General features: G+C 34.0%; 11 protein-coding genes and 1 tRNA gene. 8 read left to right on the top strand and 4 right to left on the bottom strand.

Annotated elements, in window-relative coordinates:
• Positions 1–20 precede the first annotated feature (20 nt).
• Positions 21–2,333 carry a GEVED domain-containing protein gene (locus K8344_RS05785; protein ID WP_237607804.1) on the bottom strand — a complete coding sequence of 771 codons (2,313 nt, stop codon included), beginning with the start codon at positions 2,331–2,333 and terminating at the stop codon, positions 21–23.
• A gap of 1,052 nt (positions 2,334–3,385) precedes the next feature.
• On the opposite strand from K8344_RS05785, the gene K8344_RS05780 reads away from it, so the two are divergent.
• Genes K8344_RS05780 through K8344_RS05765 form a run of 4 tightly spaced genes read left to right on the top strand, consistent with a single transcriptional unit; the run spans position 3,386 to position 6,275 of the window.
• A complete protein-coding gene (locus K8344_RS05780) occupies positions 3,386–4,282 on the top strand; it encodes a DNA adenine methylase (RefSeq protein ID WP_237607803.1) in 897 nt (298 codons plus the stop codon).
• An 11-nt stretch (positions 4,283–4,293) separates the two neighbouring features.
• Positions 4,294–5,118: a type II restriction endonuclease gene (locus tag K8344_RS05775; RefSeq protein WP_237607802.1), complete on the top strand. Its 825-nt coding sequence runs from the start codon at positions 4,294–4,296 to the stop codon at positions 5,116–5,118.
• 18 nt (positions 5,119–5,136) lie between these two features.
• Positions 5,137–5,397 (top strand): hypothetical protein, encoded by a 261-nt coding sequence (locus K8344_RS05770; protein ID WP_237607801.1) that lies wholly within the window; start codon positions 5,137–5,139, stop codon positions 5,395–5,397.
• Complete coding sequence (locus K8344_RS05765; protein WP_237607800.1) at positions 5,397–6,275, top strand: DNA-methyltransferase; 879 nt, start codon at positions 5,397–5,399, stop codon at positions 6,273–6,275. The genes K8344_RS05770 and K8344_RS05765 overlap by 1 nt, the downstream gene beginning before the upstream one ends.
• A gap of 268 nt (positions 6,276–6,543) precedes the next feature.
• Here the strand turns inward: K8344_RS05765 and K8344_RS05760 are convergent.
• A tRNA-Gln gene (locus K8344_RS05760) sits at positions 6,544–6,616 on the bottom strand.
• Positions 6,617–6,813: 197 nt separating this feature from the next.
• Here K8344_RS05760 and K8344_RS05755 point away from each other — a divergent pair.
• Both K8344_RS05755 and K8344_RS05750 read left to right on the top strand, forming a co-directional pair.
• Positions 6,814–10,137 (top strand): glycosyltransferase family 117 protein, encoded by a 3,324-nt coding sequence (locus K8344_RS05755; protein WP_237607799.1) that lies wholly within the window; start codon positions 6,814–6,816, stop codon positions 10,135–10,137.
• 123 nt (positions 10,138–10,260) lie between these two features.
• Entirely contained in the window at positions 10,261–10,902 is a 642-nt protein-coding gene (locus tag K8344_RS05750; RefSeq protein ID WP_237607798.1) for a polysaccharide deacetylase family protein, read from the top strand.
• 33 nt (positions 10,903–10,935) lie between these two features.
• Here K8344_RS05750 and K8344_RS05745 read toward each other — a convergent pair whose 3' ends face one another.
• Both K8344_RS05745 and K8344_RS05740 read right to left on the bottom strand, forming a co-directional pair.
• Positions 10,936–11,232: a thioredoxin family protein gene (locus tag K8344_RS05745; protein WP_237607797.1), complete on the bottom strand. Its 297-nt coding sequence runs from the start codon at positions 11,230–11,232 to the stop codon at positions 10,936–10,938.
• 167 nt (positions 11,233–11,399) lie between these two features.
• Positions 11,400–12,626, bottom strand: a complete 1,227-nt coding sequence (locus K8344_RS05740; protein ID WP_237607796.1) for a metallophosphoesterase — start codon at positions 12,624–12,626, stop codon at positions 11,400–11,402.
• A gap of 190 nt (positions 12,627–12,816) precedes the next feature.
• Here K8344_RS05740 and K8344_RS05735 point away from each other — a divergent pair, with 190 nt between their 5' ends.
• Together K8344_RS05735 and K8344_RS05730 are read left to right on the top strand one after the other, a co-directional pair.
• Entirely contained in the window at positions 12,817–14,769 is a 1,953-nt protein-coding gene (locus K8344_RS05735) for a tetratricopeptide repeat-containing sensor histidine kinase (RefSeq protein WP_237607795.1), read from the top strand.
• A 19-nt stretch (positions 14,770–14,788) separates the two neighbouring features.
• Positions 14,789–15,472, top strand: coding sequence for a LytR/AlgR family response regulator transcription factor (locus tag K8344_RS05730; protein ID WP_237607794.1), 684 nt, complete (start codon positions 14,789–14,791; stop codon positions 15,470–15,472).
• The last annotated feature ends 152 nt before the right edge of the window (positions 15,473–15,624 follow it).

Here is a 15,624-nt window from a genome sequence, read left to right as displayed (position 1 = left end):
TTGAATTTAACTAAAATCAATTACTGCTTTATTACTTTGAAGTTTTCTGTTAATCCGTCTTCAAAAGTCACACGGAATAAGAAAGTTCCAGTTGATAATGCAGAAACATCAACCTTACCGTTAGTAACGTTAACGTTGCTCATTACTTCTTGCCCTAACAAGTTGTAAACTGAAATTGACTCGATACTTAAGTCTGAAGCAATGTTAAGTTCATTTTGCATTGGGTTAGGGAAATACGAGAAGTTAACTGCTGAAAAGTCATTCACACCCGCAGTACTATCTACTGTTAGGGTATAATCTTCAGTCTCTCCATATCCTTGAGTCTCATCACAAGACATATCCCATGTAGCTGTTGATTGACCAACGGCTGCTACACGAACTCTCATTCTGTAGTCTCCATCAGCAAGACCAGCTGGTATCACTAATTCACCAGTTAAAGCTTCATCCGTTCCAGTTCCTATGTAGAAGAACTCAGACTCCTCAAAAGTTTCGCTATTGTCAAAATCAATCCAAACAGAAACAGACTCGTTCGCCCATCCATCTCCTACACTTACAGAAATTGGGTAGGTTTCACCTGCAGCAACAGTTCCAGACATAGCAGTATAATCGCCATATCCATCAGGGCTACATGTAGTTGTGTTATCTATTTCTTGGAAAGTTACATTAGTAATCATATCGTTATCTGTACAATCTAATACAGGGATACAGTAACCTCCACCACCAGTTCCAGCTCCTACAGTGAATTTATAATCTTCAAATTCTCCATAACTAAATCCAGTTTCACAAGGATCAACATCTCCAGTTGTACTTAACCAGTGGCTAACAATTCTCATTCTAGTATCACCTTCTAAAGCGTCAGCAGGAACAGTAAACGCTCCAGCATGGCTAGTTTCATAGCTAGTAGAGTTGTAAACTACTTCAGTAGTAGTATCAAAAACACCATCCTGATTCCAGTCTACCCAAATTCTAAATCCAGCAGTTCCACCTTCCACATCAACAGCAAATTCAACTTCACCACCAAGCTCTTGAGCTACAGTATGTGTATCATAGAAATCTCCATATCCGGCAGGTGAGAAACCAGATGCCATATTTGAAACATTCTCAGAACCTCCTGTAGTACTAAAGTTGTCTATAAAACGAGTATCGTTTGTTCCTTCAGGTATACAGTAAGTAATTGTACCTCCGGTATCGCAATTTAAATCGCTAAAGGTAGCCTCTTCTCCACCTGGCAGAACGCCGTCTAAAATTTCGTTCCCATCAGTTAAAATGGTGTATGCTGGAGTATTATCTCCAAATGTACCAATAGAGTTAATATAGAACTCTAGCGGCCCCTCAGCAGTTGTAGATTGCTCGTCGTAGTAACCTTGACCGTAGCCGCCTCCAGACAGCAATATAGCACCACCAGCTTCTCTTAATTCCCATTCAACTTCATCACCAAAGCCAGTACCCTGAACGATAACTGTCCATTCGCAGCCACCGCCACCACCAGCTTCTTCACCGTGAATTTGGAAAGGCACTCCTTGTGGTGTATTAGTACCAGAGTCTAACCAAGGACCCCATCCTGTTGAACCTTTTTGTAAAGCGTCTCCTGTTGAATCAGAACCTAAAACAACCACCGGCGGCTGCCAAGGTCCAGACCCTCCGGTACCATCAAAAGAATATTCTAACCAATATGTTCCTGCACTTAAAGTAAGTCCCGTAATTGTAGCATTTACTTTTTGGATCATTCTTTGTCTACCTCCTTGATCATCCTCTGCAACTCTATATGTATCAATATCTTCTACCGAAGTGAACACATTAGTGGTTTGGTCTCCCCAAACTATAGAAGAAGATGCATCACTTGGGTCTCCATCCCAAATTGCTACATACATTGCATCAATGGTAGTGGAGGTAGCACCTGTTTGATATGCATATCCAGTAATTTCGGTGATTTCAGTTTCAGCAAGTAATTCAAAATCATCTGCAAAACCAAACCCAGCTACGTTTGACGCGTTTCCACCTAGGGTGTTCATTCCTAGTGTAATAGATTCTAGCACACTCAAATCTGGATTTCCAGCTACGTTTACAAGAGGTCCGTTATCATAGACAACCGTCGCTTGAGTACGTGGGTAAGAGGCTGTTGACGTGTTTTGGAAAGTAAACGTATTTGGATCTACTCCATTAACGATAACTTCTCCTACACCATTAGTTCGTTCATTAAAATTAGTCCAACTTGAATTAGCTTTAGAGCTACTCAAATCTGTTTGCGCCTCGCTATTCGGAACTGCGCCGAAAAACAACATGGTAGACATAAGCCATGTTCCGCATAAATACTTTGGTATTTTTTTCATCATAATTAAAAGATTTGGGGTTAAAAATTAAGTTATTATCAGAAGTAAGCCAGGCTTACCATTTTTTATCGCTGTAACACACTAAAGCAATCAAAACTCAACTAACATAGTTATTACACTTTATAACTAAATAGCATTCGATACTTTTTGATTTGAACATTTTGGAAATTTCATCTTCTGCCGTTGTACGTTTTTCAGATTTATTATTCTGTGATACAATCTTAGCAATTGACTATTTGAACTCCCTTAATTTATCAGCACAAAAATTGAATTAATGCGCAATTATATTAAGGTTTTATAGAATTATTAATAGCTAAAATTTTCTGCTTTGAAGAAAGAGCAGGGGATGCAAGAATATCAGTGAATACGTAATTTACTTTCATAATTCTAGGTTAATTAATGTTAATTCCTTTCAAACTTAGGAATAAATTATGATAAAAACCAATTCTTTTAAAATCTTTTTAAAAAAAATAAAATACACTTAACAAATTGCTCTCAGGTCCAGTAAAAACAGGTGTTTTCGGTAACTCACTGGCAGTCAACAGCATCCGATTTTGCGATGTTTTTCCGTCTAAAACGAACCCTTCATTTTTCATTATTTTTACCATACTAAACCTCCTGTTAATTCATTATTAATCATTTAACATAATTAACTAGGTTACATTTATTTAATTAACAATTCCTTAATGAATTTAGGTTTAAGTAAATACCGAATGGCTAAAAATAAAGATTAGTTGGAAAAAGTAGGTGGAAAGGGTTAAATACAATTAAAGCAACCTAACTTAAATGCCGTTATTTTTGTCGAGTTCCTTTTAATTGGAATGAAAGACTATGGAAGTTTTGTTGTTGTGAAGATTTAATTAAGGTATCGTGTTGCCTGTTACCATATCTTACTTTTTTTAATTATACAGATACTCACGAAGGAAGCTGGAAGATATTTATATTAATTAGCCAGATTTACGCTTAAGGTATTGTGTTTTCCCGACCTTCCTTTTTAATCCTAATATTTGAAGTAAATTTTAAAATGTATTTTTACACCAAAAGAAAAATTAAAAATGAATGAAAAAATTGCAAAACCATTCCTAAAATGGGCTGGTGGAAAAACACAACTTATTGAGCAAATTGAAAATCAATTACCTGAAAAAATAATTGAGAACAATTTTACTTACATTGAGCCTTTTGTTGGAAGTGGAGCCGTTCTATTCTGGATGCTAGAACAATTTCCAAATATGGAAAATGCAGTTATAAATGACATAAATTCAGATTTAACAAATTGCTATACCTCTATAAAAGAAGATGTTGAAGGTTTAATAAATATCCTTTCAGATTGGCAAACTGAATATTATTTTTTATCTCAAAATGACACTAAGAAAAAAGAATATTATTACGAAAAAAGAACACTTTTCAATTCAAGAACTTCAAATCAAACAACACAAAGTGCTTTATTTATTTTCTTAAATAGAACCTGTTTTAACGGACTTTTTCGAGTAAATCGTAAAAATGAATTTAACGTTCCAATTGGTAGTTATAAAAATCCTTTGATTTGTAATAAAGAAAATTTAAGAGCAGTCTCAAAAGTTCTTCAAAGAGTACAAATTTTAAATGGAGATTATTCAGAAACATTATATTTCGCAACAGAACACACTTTTTTCTATTTTGATCCACCATACAAACCATTAAGCGAAACTTCAAGTTTTAATTCTTATGCTAAAGAAGAGTTTAACGATGCTGAGCAAATACGATTAAAAGATTTCTGCACACAATTAGACAATTTAAATCATCGATGGATTTTAAGCAATTCTGATGTTAAAGGAAAAAATCCAAATGACAATTTCTTTGATGATTTGTATTCGGATTTTAATATTCACAGAGTAAATGCACGAAGAAGTATTAACGCAAATCCAACCAAACGAGGAGAATTAACAGAATTACTAATTACAAATAATAAATAACAATACCGAATATGTCTAAATCGTTTGAAGAATTTTTATCACAATTAAGCACAACAAATTCAACACTTGATTTTTTTGTTGATTTTGAGAAAATCACAAGAAATGTTGAAGCAATTTCTATAAAATTAAATCAACTAAATTACTTAATTGGTCAAGAAAATTTAAAAGAAGCAGTTGGTAAACTCTTTCAAGAAAACAAAAATTGTTTTTCTGTTCTCGATATAATTATTGCAGTAAGAAATAATCGTCAAGTTTTGGATGATGACGGTAATACAAAAGAACTTTATAGTTATTTTCAGTCTTCCGAATTAGTTTATGAATATTTAGTAAGAACTGGACTTGCTGATGTTTTCAAAAATAAGCAAGTGAAAAATCTAGTAGATTACGTTTTTGGAATTGAAGTCGGACTTGACACTAATGCACGTAAAAACAGAGGTGGTAAAAATATGGAAAAAGCTCTCTCGAAAATATTCAACAACAATAATATTCCGTTTGAAGCAGAAGTTAAACATACTACATTTCCAGAGCTTATACATTTTGGTAAAGATGTTAAAAGATTTGATTTTGTTATTAAAACAAAAGCCAATACTTATTTGATTGAAACTAATTATTATAATGGTGGAGGTTCAAAACTTAATGAAGTCGCAAGATCATACACAGATCTTGCACCCAAAATTAACCAATACGATAAATTTGAGTTTGTTTGGATAACTGATGGACAAGGTTGGCTTTCTGCAAAAAATAAATTGCAACAAGCTTATACTAACATTCCTCACGTATACAATTTAAAAACTTTACCTACTTTTATTGAAAAGATAAAAAAAGAAGAAATCTAGAACTTTTAAAAAAATATTATGGCTTGCAATAAGAATCACGATAATTCAGATACTATAGTTAGAGATTTACCAATCGGACAAGAAGGTGTTGGAAGACACAAATGTGCATCTTGTGCGTATGAAATTGGCTACGAACACGGACTTCAAAAAGCTGAAAATATTAATTTAGCAAATGTATTAAACAATTTAGAAGAAAGTCAAAGAGGAGATAGAAGGCATAGAAGTCCACACGCTGCATATTCTTTAGGTTATTATAATGGTGTTGTAGACAGTTATTAATGATAAGTCCATACTACAAATCGACTGATAAAAAATTCTGCCTCTTAAGAGGAGATTCTATGGAATTACTTCCAAAAATCAATCATAAGTTTGATATGGTTTTTGCAGATCCACCTTATTTTTTATCTAATGATGGTTTGTCAATTCAAAGTGGAAAAATTGTTTCAGTTAACAAAGGAAAATGGGATAAATCACTTGGCACAGAACATATAAACGAATTCAATAGACAATGGCTTTCATTAGTTAGAGAAAACATGAAAGAAGATGCTACAATTTGGATAAGTGGAACTATGCATAATATTTTTAGTGTTGGACAAATTCTAACAGAATTAAACTTTAAAATCTTAAATATAGTTACTTGGCAAAAATCAAATCCACCACCTAATTTCTCTTGTAGGTATTTCACCCATTCAACAGAGCAAATAATTTGGGCTAGAAAAAATGAGAAGACTCCACATTATTTCAATTATAACTTAATGAAACAACTGAATGGAAACAAACAAATGAAAGATGTTTGGAAACTACCTGCAATAGCACCTTGGGAAAAAAGCTGTACAAAACATCCAACTCAAAAACCTTTATCTGTTTTAACTCGTTTGATTTTAGCCTCAACAAAACAGAATGCTTGGATTTTAGATCCTTTTACAGGAAGTAGCACTACAGGAATTGCAGCTAATTTAGCAAATAGACGTTTTTTAGGAATAGATAAAGAAGAAGAATATTTAAAAATTAGTAAAAATAGAAAGTTGGAAATCGAAAATCCAATAATCGCATCCAAATATAGAAACAAAATACAAGGGTTTAACACTCAAACTGAATTAGATTTATTTTTAGCTAAAGAACCAAAACCAGAATATTCAGAAGAATTATTACTATGAAATCTCATTGTTGCAAAAAGCACCAATTGTCTCGAACACTCTTATCTGCTCCTAATCATCTCATAAAAGAGAATAACTACTACCCAAAAACATAAAAAAAAGTCCCAATCTTAGAAAGATCAGGACGCAAAATAGGGAACGGCATGACCTAAAACTTTGCAGCTTTTAGATCATGCCACCCACAATCACGTGGGCCAAATTGAAATATTCTGTTCTATAAATTGCTTAAAATAAAAAAGTCCCAACCTAAAATAGATCGGGACTTTTGTTGGCCCACTAGGGCTCGAACCTAGACTCTTCTGGACCAAAACCAGACGTGTTGCCAGTTACACCATGGGCCATTTCCATAATGAGGATGCAAATTTAATACATATTTTGGCTTGTACAAACTTTTTTTGAAAAAATTTTACCTTCTTTTTTTAATTTAAATTTTTCACCCTAAAAAAATAACATAGCAAGTTGCACGTTACCATTATTTACCTATGTAAGCTATATATATTATTAGTAAATTCGTGCCATCAAAACTTTAAATGTACTTATGGGTTCTTTCAACTTTAAAAAATGGAACAATATCACAGGTTGGATTGTTTTTGCTATAGCGCTTACTACTTACTGGCTCACGGTAGAACCTACAGCAAGCTTTTGGGATGCCGGCGAATATATTACCACTTCAAGCAACCTTGAGGTAGGTCACCCTCCAGGAGCTCCATTATACCAATTACTTGGGGCATTTTTCTCAATATTTGCACCAGATGCCACATATATAGCACTTACCATTAACCTAATGTCGGTATTCTCAAGTGCATTTACCATATTATTTATGTTTTGGTCGCTTACAATATTGATGACCAATCTAATTTCAAAAAAACAAGAAATAGAAAAAACCAACGCTTTAGCAATCTTAGGAAGTGCTGCTGTTGGTGCTTTAGCCTTTGCCTTTACAGATAGTTTCTGGTTTAATGCAGTAGAAGCCGAAGTATACGCAAGTGCGGCTTTTCTTATGTCAGTTTTGTTTTACACCGCGCTTCGTTGGGAACGCGAAATGCTTGAACCAAGAGGAAACCGTTGGGTGATTCTAATTGCTTTTATTATCGGACTTTCATTTGGAGTGCACTTTATGGCGCTACTTACCATTCCTGCTATAGGGTTTTTATACTTTTTTAAGCATTATAAAACAGTTACAATCAAGAATTTTATCATTGCAAACGTAGTTACTGTAGCCATCCTACTTTTTATCTTTAAGCTATTGCTACCAATGTCTATGAAATTCTTTAGTGCCTCCGAAGTATTTTTTGTAAACAGCGTAGGCCTTCCTTTTAACTCGGGAACCATAATAGCTGCTTTACTCTTCGTTATAGTATTTATCTACACTTTGCGATTAACACGCAAAAAAGGTTTTGTTCAACTCAATACAATTTTGCTGTGTGTGCTTTTCATTTTTATTGGATTTAGCAGTTGGTTAATGCTTCCAATCCGTGCTAATGCGGGAACGGTAATTAACGAGAACAACCCCAACAACGCCCGTGAACTTTTAGCCTATTACAATAGAGAACAATATCCAGAAACGCATTTGTTTTATGGACCACACTTTACCGAAAGCTATGTAGGTCTAGATGAAAAAAATCCGTATAAAGACGACAAGCCAAATTACGAAAAAGATGAGACTACAGGGAAATATGTGATTGTAAACAATTACAAAAACGCAAGTCAAAATACAGATGATGCACAAAAAGGGTTTTTACCACGTATGTGGAGTACAGAGCACAGCTCTAACTATATGGAGTTTACTGGAGGGTTAGATTTTTCGGTTAAAGCTGAATATCTTAATGAGCCTAGATTGATTGAGGAAGTAAATAAATTTAAACAAGCTCACGCTCAAGGTTTGGTCGACACTAAAGACTTCGACAAATTTCTAAAGAATTTCGGACAGTTCCTAGATATTAAGAGGCCTACCTTTCTTCAGAATATGAAGTTTATGTTCGAATATCAATTTGGATATATGTATTGGCGCTATTTTATGTGGAATTTCACAGGAAGACAAGACGACATTCAAGGCCAGTACACCGACCTACACGGAAATTGGCTTAGCGGTATTAAGTTTATAGATGAACTCCGTTTAGGCAGCCAAGACAACTTACCAAGCGATATAAAAAACAATAAAGCACGAAATACTTACTTTTTCCTTCCCCTAATTTTAGGAATTATAGGTTTAGTTTTTCACTTTAAAAACGACCAAAAGAGCTTTTGGGTTTTACTAGTGTTCTTCCTATTTACCGGACTTGCGTTAAAAGTTTACCTCAACGAGCGACCTTTTGAACCTCGTGAAAGAGATTATGCTTTAGTGGGTAGTTTTTATGTGTTTGCAATGTGGATTGGTTATGGTGCCTATGCCCTTTTCGATCTTGCAAAGGAATATATAAAACCTAAAATTGCACTTCCGGTGGTAATGACTGCTACTGCTCTGGCAGCACCTATACTGTTGGCGTCACAAAACTGGGACGATCACGATCGTAGCAACCGCTACACGGCCCAAGCAATGGGGAAAATGTACTTAGATTCCTGCGATGAAAATGGAATTGTATTTACTATTGGAGATAACGACACTTTTGCCTTGTGGTATATTCAGAATGTGGAGGGTTATCGTCAAGATGTACGCGTTGTAAATACAAGTTTATTCCAAACCGATTGGTATATAGACGATATGAAGAAAAAAGCGTTTACAAGCGATCCTATTCCGTCTCAACTTACGCACGATAAATATCGTTTTGGTACTCGCGATTTCCTTATTCACCAAAGAACAAATCAAGATACTATTGACATTAAAACTTGGATGAATTTTGTTGCTAGCGACAGTCCTGCCACACAAATGCAATTACAAAATGGTCAACAAGTACATACATTCCCTTCAAAGGTAATTCGCATTCCTGTAGATAAGGAAGCTGTTTTAAGAAATGGAATTGTTGACGCTAAAGACGCCGATAAAATTGTTCCGTATATCGACATTAATGTAAAAGGTGATGTTATTTACAAAAACCGCATGATGATGTTGGATATAATCGCAAACAACAATTGGGAGCGTCCTATCTATTTTAGTGGCGGAAGCTTTGGAGACGACGATTATATTTGGATGAAAGAATACCTACAACTGGAAGGTGTAGTGTATAAATTGGTACCGATTAAAACACCAATGAACAACCGTAACCCTTATGAAATGGGTCGTATAGACAGCGATAAAATGTACGATATTGTAATGTCTTGGGATTGGGGAAATAGCGGTAGCCCAGATATCTATCACGATACTGAAACACGTAGAAATGGTATTACCTACCGAAGTAATTTAGCACGTCTTGCAGAAACCTTAATCAATGAAGGGAAAGAAGAAAAAGCTGAAAAAGTACTAGATCTTGGGATGGAAAAAATGCCGGTGAAGTATTTTGAATACTACTCGCTACTAGAACCTTTTGTTATAGGATATTACGAATTAGGTAAAAAGGAAAAAGCGCGTCAAGTATATAATGATGTTACTAAGATTTACCAAGAACATCTTATTTATTACAACGGACTTAAATTTAATAGACAACGCAATATTGCTTCCGATATCATAAGTGATATGGAGCGCTACAGAAGTTTAATTCAGTTTGTGATTATTTACGACGATGAAGAGTTTGCAAGGTCTGAAGCAAAGAAATTTAACGATTACTTAAAAATGTTTCGTCATTTCTATACTCCAGATGAAGCGATTGACTTAGATAGAGAAATGGAAGCTAAAGAAACTCTTGAGGTGGAATTAGATTCTAGCTTACTAGAGAATATGCAGTTGAAGCCTACCAAAGCTATTGAAGAGGAATTGCCGGTAAACTAAATTTTAATACTTGGTTTTTTGAAAGAAAACCTGCAGCAGTCACAAACTTTAAAATTAAGAATAGCAAGTACAATTTTGTTTAAGCTTATTCAACTTTAAAAATTGAAATTTAAAATCGTAAAAATGCCCAGGTTTATTCAGCGGTTATACCCTGAACGGATTTGGGCATTTTCGCGTGCCAAAAACTCAGTTTACCTCACTTTTGACGACGGCCCTATTCCTGAAATTACACCTTGGGTGTTAAACGAACTAAAGAAACATCACGCCAAAGCTACCTTCTTTTGTATTGGCAACAACATTCAAAAGCATCCTGAGGTTTTTGAAAGTGTAATTTCTGAAGGTCATACAGTTGGGAATCACACCTACAACCATTTAAACGGATGGAAGACAAAAACATCACATTATATTGAAAATACCGAGAAAGCTTCTAAGCAAATACTCGATACCATAAAACAAAGTATTAATATGGATCAGAAGTCATTTGGTTCGAAATTATTTAGACCTCCCTATGGAAGAATAACTTCAAAACAAGCTAATATACTTCAGAAAAAAGGCTATAAAATTGTAATGTGGAATATCATAAGTTTTGATTATGACGCTTCCGTTTCAAAAGAAAAGTGTCTTCAAAATGTATTAAAAAATATAAAGCCTGGAAGTGTTGTGGTATTTCACGACAGTTTAAAAGCCGAGACAAACCTTAAGTATACTTTACCTAAAGTATTGCATTATATTTCTGAAAAAGGCTGGAAGTGTGCCTCACTTTAAAATATATAGTTATTAAAAACGAATTTTTAGCGACTAAATATATTCTTTAATAAGTCCGATAAGAGTATCGGCATCTTGCTCTCCTCCTTGTCGCCATTTCATCTCTGCATTCTTATAAATCATAAATGTAGGAAGGTTTTTAACGCGTAAAGCATCAGAAAGTTCCTTGTTTTTTTCTACATCTATTTTTATAACGCGAACATTTTCTCCTAGAGCAGTGGCTACTTCACGCATTACTGGATGCATCTTTTTAGAAGTTTCATCCCATTCTGCATAAAAGTTTAATAGCACTGGAGTGCGGCTTTCAATTAATTCTCCGAATTTCGACATTCATCTAATGTATTAGTTGAACAATGTATTACAAATATAATAAAATAACTTCCTAATGTTGCGTAGCACTTGTTATGTATGCTTAAAAATAGTTTGTTGTGTTTTCACTTAACCACTATACAAGGTAACAATTAATTAGTTAGGCTTCTCTTAAATTTTCACTACATTTAGTTGGAGGTTGATTTTTTTATGAGTTTAATAACGGTTATCTCCGGCCACATCCCTACTCTTCCTGGATAACCTAGAAATCCAAAACCCCGATTAACGTTTATATATCTTCCAAACTCTTGATAAATCCCTGCCCAATTTTCATACCTGTACTTTATTGGGCTCCATTTAAAAACTCCAGGAACATCAATACCAAACTGCATCCCGTGAGTATGACCACTGAGGGTAAGGTGAAAGTTTCGCGGGTCTTTTTTTACTTCAGATTGCCAATGTGAGGGATCGTGACTTAAAAGTATTTTAAAATCTTCTTTGGAAATTCCTTCGCAAGCTTTATTGAGATCACCTGCTTTTTTAAAACCGTTTTCTCCCCAATTTTCAACACCTACCAAAGCTATTTTCTGACCGTTTTTTGTAATAAATCGGTTTTCATTCAAAAGCAAATCCCAACCCATTTCACGTTGGATTGATTTTAATCTGTTAAGGTTTTCTACTTTTTCTGAAGCACTATTCCACTTTACATAATCGCCATAATCGTGATTTCCCAAAACCGAGAAAACACCTTGCGGTGCTTTTAATGTGCTAAACAGCCCTTTCCAATCGTCCATTTCTTCAGCGAGATTATTTACCAAATCTCCTGTAAAAACAATCATATCACTTTCTTGTTCGTTGATTAGATTTACTGCGTATTCAACCTTGTTTCTATTGCTAAAACTACCAATGTGAACATCGCTAATTTGTGTAAGTGTAAACCCATTAAACTCTTCAGGCAAATCGTCAAATTCTAATGCATATTTTAAAACTTTATAATTGTACCTCCCTTGAATCATTCCATAAATTAAAGAAGCAAATGGAATAGCAGCAATCCCCAAAGCAAGAGTACTTACAAACTTTCTTCGCGAAGCCATAAATGGTGTTTCGCTGCTTCCTGCTACTTTCATATAAGCACCCACAAAAAACCTCCCTATATCTTCAGCAAACATAAAAATAACGAGCAGTAATTTTGGAACAAATAGCGCAAGGAAAGCTCCAAATATATACATAGTGCTTACACTCATGTTCTTTCCCGCTCCCATTGCCGACAGCTCATAAATTAAAGCCCCCAAAACGGCTAGTGAAAGCAAAATATAGATTCCGTAAACAAAGGGATTTCTAGTAAGTGTTTTCACAGCTTGAAAAGCATAAATATCAACGAGAATATAAACTGAAATAAAAATAAACCAACGCATAGTGTAGATAGAATTTTTAAAAGTAACAAGATTGAAAAACCTTTATCGCAAACTTCACTTTATTTTAACGATTATCGAAAAAGGCATGGTTTTAAACTAAAATAGTTTCGCGCCCCATCACTTTATATAATCTCAGCGCCGTAAAGCTGTTAAATATTATTTTAGTATTTTAGAATCAGAATACTAAATATTGAGAACCTCACTTCTATTTTTAGCTATTATTATCGGCTTTTCTGGATTTTCACAAAAAAATCCAGAAACCAATGCTGCAGTAATAGATTCTCTTTTAAAAGTCACTGAAAGCTTATCTTCAGCAGATGAAAAAATAACAGCATTAAACACTTTTATCAGCAATTTACGTTATGGATCGGGAAGTGAAAAGCTCATCAAAAAAGCAGAAGAAGTTTCTACCTTAAGCAATACTCCCAAGCTGCTCGCTACCACATATTATTTTTACGGTAACTACTATTACTACAATTCGAAGTTAGATTCATCACTTTATTATATTGAAAAATCAAAATCCTTAATTGAGGAAGAAGACTTACCATTCTTAAAGTCATCATTATACAATACTGAGGGTGGCGTTTATAGAATAAAAGGAGATATGCCACAAGCACTTGCATTAACCTTAAAAGCACAGCAATATTTAGACAAAGTAGATACCAACGAACTAAATGCTTCAGATCTTAGAAAATTAAAAAAAGAGCGATTGTCGCTAGACAATAGTATTGCTAATTTCTATAATCAGATGGAAGAGTATGACAAGGCCTCCATTTATTACGACAAGGGATATCAAGATGCCTTAAACGACAAATCATACATAGCTGCTGGAGTTTTCATTACTAATAAAGGTGATTTGTTTTTAAAAACTAACAAATACGAACAGGCGTTAGCAGCCTTTCTCAAAGGAAAAGAATTAAAGGAAAAAGGTAACGCACCTCCTGTAATGTTAGTAAATTCAGATTTAAACATAGGAATTGCACACACAAACTTAAACAATTTTGAAGATGCCTTGCCTTTTCTAAACACTTCGATTGCCTTTTATGACAACAATAACATGTCTGGCCGATTAGCAGAAACATTAGCTTATAGAGGCGACTTATTTTTAAAACAGGGAGAATATTCGCAAGCCATTACCGATTGCGAAAAAGCCAAAGCAATGACTTCTATGTCTGATGGAATACAAGTGTTTTCCAAAGCATGTAACTGCCTGTACACAGCGTATAAAAGCACCGACAACCTAAGCAAATCGCTTGTAAATTTTGAATTATTTGTCGATGCTAGAGAGACCATTTTTAATGAGAAAAACATTAGAAAACAAACGCAACAGGAAATGCAGTTTGAATTCAATAAAACCTCTGCACTTAAAAATGCTGAGATATCGGCTCGTAAAAAAGAAAGTCAACTTTATGGTGTTCTTTCAGGTATAGGTTTTCTATTTGCTGGGTTTTTAGGGTTTTTCTTTTATAAAAACAGAAAGAAAAACCGCTCTTTGGCAAAACAGAAAAAATTATTAGAAGCTACTATTGACGAGAAAAACGTGCTCTTAAAAGAAACCCATCACCGTGTGAAAAATAGCTTCCAAATAGTTTCATCACTCCTCTATCTACAGTCTGAAAGCATGGAAGATAAAAAAGCACAAGTTGCCCTTCGTGAGGCTCAAAACAGAGTGAAGTCGATGGTGTTAATTCATCAAAGACTTTACAACAAAGACCAATTAGTAGGGATTAACAGTAAAGAATATTTGGAAGCATTAACCAAAGATATTTTTGAAACACATCAATTTAAAAGTGAAGTTTTACCTTACAAATTAAATATTGAACCTATCGTATTGAGTATTGAAACAATAACCCCCATAGGTTTAATTTTAAACGAATTAATTGTCAATGTTTTAAAACACGCTTATAAAACTATTAAACCAGAAAACATTCTTTTAATTGAATTCAGAAAAATAGATGACGAGCTTGTGCTAAAGGTAATTGATGATGGACAAGGTTTTGAAGGCGAAATTAAAGAAACCTCTTTCGGAATTAAATTAATGAAGGCATTATCAAAAAAACTAAAAGCTACTTTAAACTATAATTCGAAGGTAAATAAAGGCACTGAAGTAATTTTAAAAATTAAAAAGTTTGAAATACTTTGATTAAACTAAGCTAATTATTTTGAGTAAATTAAAAATATATATAGTTGAAGACGATCCGATTATCGCAATAACCCTTGAGTCCATTTTGCAGAAAAATGGATATAGTGTTTGCGGTCATGCCGATAGTGTGGACGAAGCATTAGCCGAAATTAAAAGCAACAAACCAGATCTTGTTTTAGTAGATATTCAACTCGATGGGGAAAGAGACGGTGTTGATTTAGCAGAAGACCTAGATACGCTTAACAAACCGTATTTATACCTAACGTCTCAAACAGATCCGCATACCATAAAAAGGGTTAAGCAAACGCGTCCATTGGGGTATATTGTAAAACCATTTACTGAAAATGGATTGCGAAGTAATATTGAAATTGCTTGGAATAACTATATTAACGATGAAGAATTTCTTTCTTTTTCAGCTGATAATGAACTTTATAAAATAAAACAGTCCCAAATTCTCTACCTGAAAGCCTATGACAATTACTGCTATGTTATAACTACCACACGTAAGTATTTAGTCCCTAAAACGCTTAAGTACCTGTCCTCTCAACTCAATCAAGAAAAGTTTGTTAAAACACATCGCTCCTATATAATTAATTTATTAAAAGTTGATGCGTTGTGTAAAAATGTTGTAATTATAAACAACATAGAAATTCCTATTAGCAGCTCTCGAAAATCTACGCTCAAACAGCTAATTCAAAGTTAATTTCTCATTCACTAAAAATTACACTGCACTCACTAAAGAATCTAAGCTAATTATTTTTTACAGTTTATATTCGATTATTAATTATTGGCAAACGCACCTTTAAATAAAGATTTCGTTACGGATAATGAACCAAATTAAAAAAGTATAAAATT

Source organism: Aequorivita xiaoshiensis, from assembly GCF_022008395.1.
Taxonomy (GTDB): domain Bacteria; phylum Bacteroidota; class Bacteroidia; order Flavobacteriales; family Flavobacteriaceae; genus Aequorivita; species Aequorivita xiaoshiensis.
This window is presented reverse-complemented; position numbering and strand designations above follow the sequence as displayed.

Bases quoted from the DNA above. Each gene is read 5' to 3' on its own strand.
- K8344_RS05780 (WP_237607803.1), top strand. From the start codon at position 3,386: ATGAATGAAAAAATTGCAAAACCATTCCTAAAATGGGCTGGTGGAAAA.
- K8344_RS05785 (WP_237607804.1), bottom strand. From the start codon at position 2,333: ATGATGAAAAAAATACCAAAGTATTTATGCGGAACATGGCTTATGTCT.
- K8344_RS05740 (WP_237607796.1), bottom strand. From the start codon at position 12,626: ATGCGTTGGTTTATTTTTATTTCAGTTTATATTCTCGTTGATATTTAT.
- K8344_RS05745 (WP_237607797.1), bottom strand. From the start codon at position 11,232: ATGTCGAAATTCGGAGAATTAATTGAAAGCCGCACTCCAGTGCTATTA.
- K8344_RS05765 (WP_237607800.1), top strand. From the start codon at position 5,397: ATGATAAGTCCATACTACAAATCGACTGATAAAAAATTCTGCCTCTTA.
- K8344_RS05775 (WP_237607802.1), top strand. From the start codon at position 4,294: ATGTCTAAATCGTTTGAAGAATTTTTATCACAATTAAGCACAACAAAT.
- K8344_RS05755 (WP_237607799.1), top strand. From the start codon at position 6,814: ATGGGTTCTTTCAACTTTAAAAAATGGAACAATATCACAGGTTGGATT.
- K8344_RS05750 (WP_237607798.1), top strand. From the start codon at position 10,261: ATGCCCAGGTTTATTCAGCGGTTATACCCTGAACGGATTTGGGCATTT.
- K8344_RS05770 (WP_237607801.1), top strand. From the start codon at position 5,137: ATGGCTTGCAATAAGAATCACGATAATTCAGATACTATAGTTAGAGAT.